This is a genomic window from Microbacterium sp. (genome assembly GCF_035277845.1).
Classification (GTDB): domain Bacteria; phylum Actinomycetota; class Actinomycetes; order Actinomycetales; family Microbacteriaceae; genus Microbacterium.
The window spans coordinates 1-4,052 of record NZ_DATEJS010000171.1; the positions used below are offsets into that span (position 1 = coordinate 1).

Below are 4,052 nucleotides of genomic sequence, written 5' to 3' on the forward strand. Positions count from 1 at the left end.
GGGGGAGCGCCCGGTCGCTCCCGCTCGCGAGCCGGAGGCCGCCGCCCAGCGGACTCCGATGGGCAACGTCGCGCTCGTGGCATCCGGGATCCTCGGCGGCGTCTATCTGCTGTACGTGATCGGCTGGATCATCGGCGGCCTCCGGGTGACGCGCGTCGCCGGGTATCTCGTCTCGGCGACCGGTGCGCCGTCCGTGACCTGGGCGGGCGGCAACGTCGTCGCCGTGTGGCTCGCGGCCGTCGGGCCCGTGCTGTGGTTCGGCGCGGTCTGGCTTCTCACCCGCCGATCGCGAGCGTGGATGCGCTGGGTGTGGCTGGTCGCCGGCGCGGTGCTGCTCGTTCCGTGGCCGCTGTTCATGCTGGGGGTGCAGAGATGACGGATCCGACCGCCGCTCCGGCGAACCGCGACCGGTCGATGCCGGTGTGGCTGCTGTTCACGATCGCCGGTCTGCTCGGCCTCTTCTACGCGTACGTCGTCTGGAACGCCGTCACGCTGCTCGCCTACCAGGCCGGCGGCCGCCTCGGCCTCAACGGCCTCGGCTGGTTCGTGCTGCTGTTCGCGATCCTCTTCCCGATCGCCGCATATGCGGGCGCCTTCGCCCTCGGGTGGAAGCGGAAGGCGGGGGAGTTCCTGCTCATCCTCGTGACCGGACTCGCGCTCGTGGCCGCTTTCTGGCTCAGCATCCTCGGCTACGCGTACGCCTTCGGCGCCGGGCTTCTCGGGTCGTCATAAACGTCACACGGGGATTTCCGCGTGATGGAAGCCCACCGCGTTCACGGTAGGCTGGCGGGGTCTCGCCCCGATGGCGTGCGGCGCGGCATCCCACCCGCATGTGCACTCCAAAGGGGAGACCTGTGTCCAAGCCCGTCGTCCTGCTCGCTGAACAACTCTCACCCGCGACGATCGATGCTCTCGGTCCCGACTTCGACGTCCGGCACGTGGACGGCACGGATCGCCCCGCCCTGCTGGCGGCCCTCGCAGACGCGGACGCGGTGCTGATCCGTTCGGCGACCAAGATGGATGCCGAGGCGATCGCCGCATCGGCGCGCCTCAAGGTCATCGCACGCGCGGGCGTGGGCCTGGACAACGTCGACATCAAGGCCGCGACCACGGCCGGAGTCATGGTCGTCAACGCCCCCACCTCGAACATCATCTCCGCTGCGGAGCTGACGATCGGCCACATCCTGAGCCTCGCCCGCCGCATCCCGGCCGCGCACGCGTCCCTGGCGGGCGGCGCCTGGAAGCGCAGCTCGTACACCGGCACGGAGCTCTACGAGAAGACAGTCGGCATCATCGGCCTCGGCCGAATCGGCGCGCTGATCACGGCGCGTCTGCAGGCCTTCGACGTGAAGGTCGTCGCGTACGACCCCTACGTCACGAGCGCGCGCGCCCAGCAGCTCGGCGTGCAGCTGGTGTCGCTCGACGAGCTCCTGGAGCAGTCCGACTTCGTCACCATCCACATGCCGAAGACGCCCGAGACGACCGGCATGATCGGCGCCGAGCAGTTCCGCAGGATGAAGTCGTCCGCCTACGTCGTCAACGTCGCGCGCGGTGGGCTCATCGACGAGGAGGCCCTGCACGCCGCCCTCGTCGCAGGCGAGATCGCCGGTGCCGGCCTCGACGTCTTCACCTCCGAGCCGCCTGCCGAAGGCGGCAGCGCCCGCGCCCTCCTGGGGCTCGACAACGTCGTGGTCACCCCGCACCTCGGCGCCAGCACCGACGAGGCGCAGGAGAAGGCGGGCATCTCGGTCGCCCGCTCGGTGCGTCTCGCCCTCGGCGGCGAGCTCGTCCCCGACGCGGTCAACGTCGCCGGCGGCGCCATCGACCCGTACGTGCGCCCCGGCATCCCGCTCGTCGAGAAGCTCGGCCAGATCTTCTCGGCCCTCGGCCAGTCGCCGCTGACCAGCCTCGACGTCGAGGTGCACGGCGAGCTGCAGGACTACGACGTGAGCGTGCTCAAGCTCGCGGCGCTCAAGGGCGTGTTCACGAACATCGTCAGCGAGACCGTCTCGTACGTCAACGCGCCGCTGCTGGCCGAGCAGCGCGGCATCGAGGTGCGACTGATCGTCGACGGCGACAGCCCCGAGTACCGCAACGTGATCACGCTGCGCGGCGCCCTCTCCGACGGCTCGCAGCTGGCCGTGTCGGGAACCCTCACCGGGCCGAAGCAGATCGAGAAGCTGGTCGGCATCAACGACTACGCCGTGGAGCTGCCCATCGAGCGCCACCACCTCGTCATGCTGTACACCGACCGTCCGGGCATCGTCGCCGTGTACGGGCAGCGCTTCGGAGACGCGGGCATCAACATCGCCGGCATGCAGATCGCGCGTCAGACCGCGGGCGGCCAGGCGCTGTCCGTGCTGACCGTCGACTCGCCGGTCGACGAGGTGCTGCTGGACGAGGTGCGCCAGGCGATCGACGCGGACATCTTCGCCCAGATCGCCATCACCGAGGACTGATCCGGAGAATTCGTGCCCGGGCTGTCGATTCCGGCACCCCGGGCACGTCGTATCGGTGTTCCATGAGAAGCGGGCCGACCGGCACCGCACGACGAAGGAGACCGACATGTCCGACGAGTACCTGATCGTCATCCGCGAGCCCGAGTGGGATCCCTCGGCGCTGGCCGCGGAGCAGATCGAGATGGATCTGGCGGGCCACCGCGCCTTCCAGGAGGCGGTGGTCGCGGCGGGTCAGAAGGTGCTCGCCTCCGCCCCGCTGCGCCCGCAGTCCGAGGCGACGCGCATCACGCCGTCCGAGTCCGGCGCCGTCTTCACCGACGGGCCGTTCGGCGAGACCCGGGAGGTGCTCACCGGGTTCTACACGATCACCGCGGAATCCCCCGCCCAAGCGCGGGACCTCGCCGCCCTCGTGCCGACCGGGGGCTGGCTCGAGCTCTACCCGGTGCTCGAACTGCCGAGCGCCTGACGCACCGTTCCCGTGGTGCGCGACCGCGCTGCTTCGCTTGAATGGGGACGTGACCTCCGCCATCGAAGCCGCGTACCGCGAGGATGCCGGACGCATCCTCGGCGCGGTCGCGCACTACACCGGCGATCTGCAACTGGCTGAGGACGCCGTGCACGACGCGTTCCTGCGGGCTCTCGCACAGGAACGCGCCGGGACGGTGCTGCGCAATCCGGCCGCCTGGATCACGACGTCGGCCCGCCGCATCGCGGTGGACTACCTGCGGCGTGCCCAGACCGCTGCCCGCGCGATTCCGGCGCTGGCGGCGCAGGCGCCGCTGGTGGAGGAGACCGAGATGTCGGACTTCGTCTTCACGGGCGACGAACGGCTCGAGCTGATCCTGATGATGTGCCATCCGGAGCTGGCCGAGGAGGCGCGCATCGCCCTGGCCCTGCGGTTCGTGTGCGCGATTCCCACGCGCGAGGTCGCGGCGATGCTGCTCGTGCCGGAGGCGACCATGGCCGCGCGGCTGACGCGGGCGAAGAAGCGCCTGCACGACTCCGAGATCCGATTCGGGATGGACGACGACGCGGACGTCAGCCGCCGCCTGCCGGATGCCCTCACGGTGATCTCGCTCGTCTACACGACGGGGTACGCGGCCCCGGCCGGCGAGTCGAGCGCCCGGCTGCGCGCCGACGCGATCGCGCTCGCCCGCGACGCCGTGCGCATCCGCCCGGGCGACTCGGAGGCATCCGGGCTGCTCGGCCTGCTGCTGCTGACCGAGGCGCGGCAGTCGACCCGGCTCGACCCCGCCGGGGACCTCGTCGAGCTGTCCACCGCGGACCGTTCCGCGTGGGATGCCGCCCTCATCGCGGAGGGGGAGGGCTTCGCGACCCGCGCCCTGCAGAGCGGCACCGGGCGGTTCGCCCTGATGGCGGGGATCGCCGGCCTGCACGCCACGGCGGCCGCGTGGGAGGACACGGACTGGACCACGATCGCCCGGCTCTACGACGGGCTGGTCGCCGCCTGGCCGTCCCCGTCCGCGCGGCTGGCCCGGGTCGTCGCGCGCGGCTACAGTCCGGACGTCGGACCGATCGCCGCCGGTGCGGAGCTCGAGGCCCAACCGGACCTCTTCGCGGGGGTGCTGGCCG

Annotated in this window: 4 protein-coding genes and 1 pseudogene; all 5 read left to right on the forward strand. The window is 71.3% G+C overall.

Translation table 11 applies throughout. The features are described from left to right. A pseudogene (locus VJR25_RS07285) lies at positions 1–376 on the forward strand (hypothetical protein); the annotation flags it as partial. Then, positions 373–732 (forward strand): bacitracin resistance protein, encoded by a 360-nt coding sequence (locus tag VJR25_RS07290; protein ID WP_324114064.1) that lies wholly within the window; start codon positions 373–375, stop codon positions 730–732. The pseudogene VJR25_RS07285 and the gene VJR25_RS07290, both read left to right, overlap by 4 nt. A gap of 122 nt (positions 733–854) precedes the next feature. Further along, positions 855–2,459: a phosphoglycerate dehydrogenase gene (gene serA / locus VJR25_RS07295; RefSeq protein WP_324114066.1), complete on the forward strand. Its 1,605-nt coding sequence runs from the start codon at positions 855–857 to the stop codon at positions 2,457–2,459. A gap of 106 nt (positions 2,460–2,565) precedes the next feature. Further along, positions 2,566–2,925 carry a YciI family protein gene (locus VJR25_RS07300; protein WP_324114069.1) on the forward strand — a complete coding sequence of 120 codons (360 nt, stop codon included), beginning with the start codon at positions 2,566–2,568 and terminating at the stop codon, positions 2,923–2,925. Positions 2,926–2,974: 49 nt separating this feature from the next. Beyond that, the coding region (locus VJR25_RS07305; RefSeq protein ID WP_324114071.1) for an RNA polymerase sigma factor at positions 2,975–4,052 on the forward strand (1,078 nt) is incomplete at its 3' end.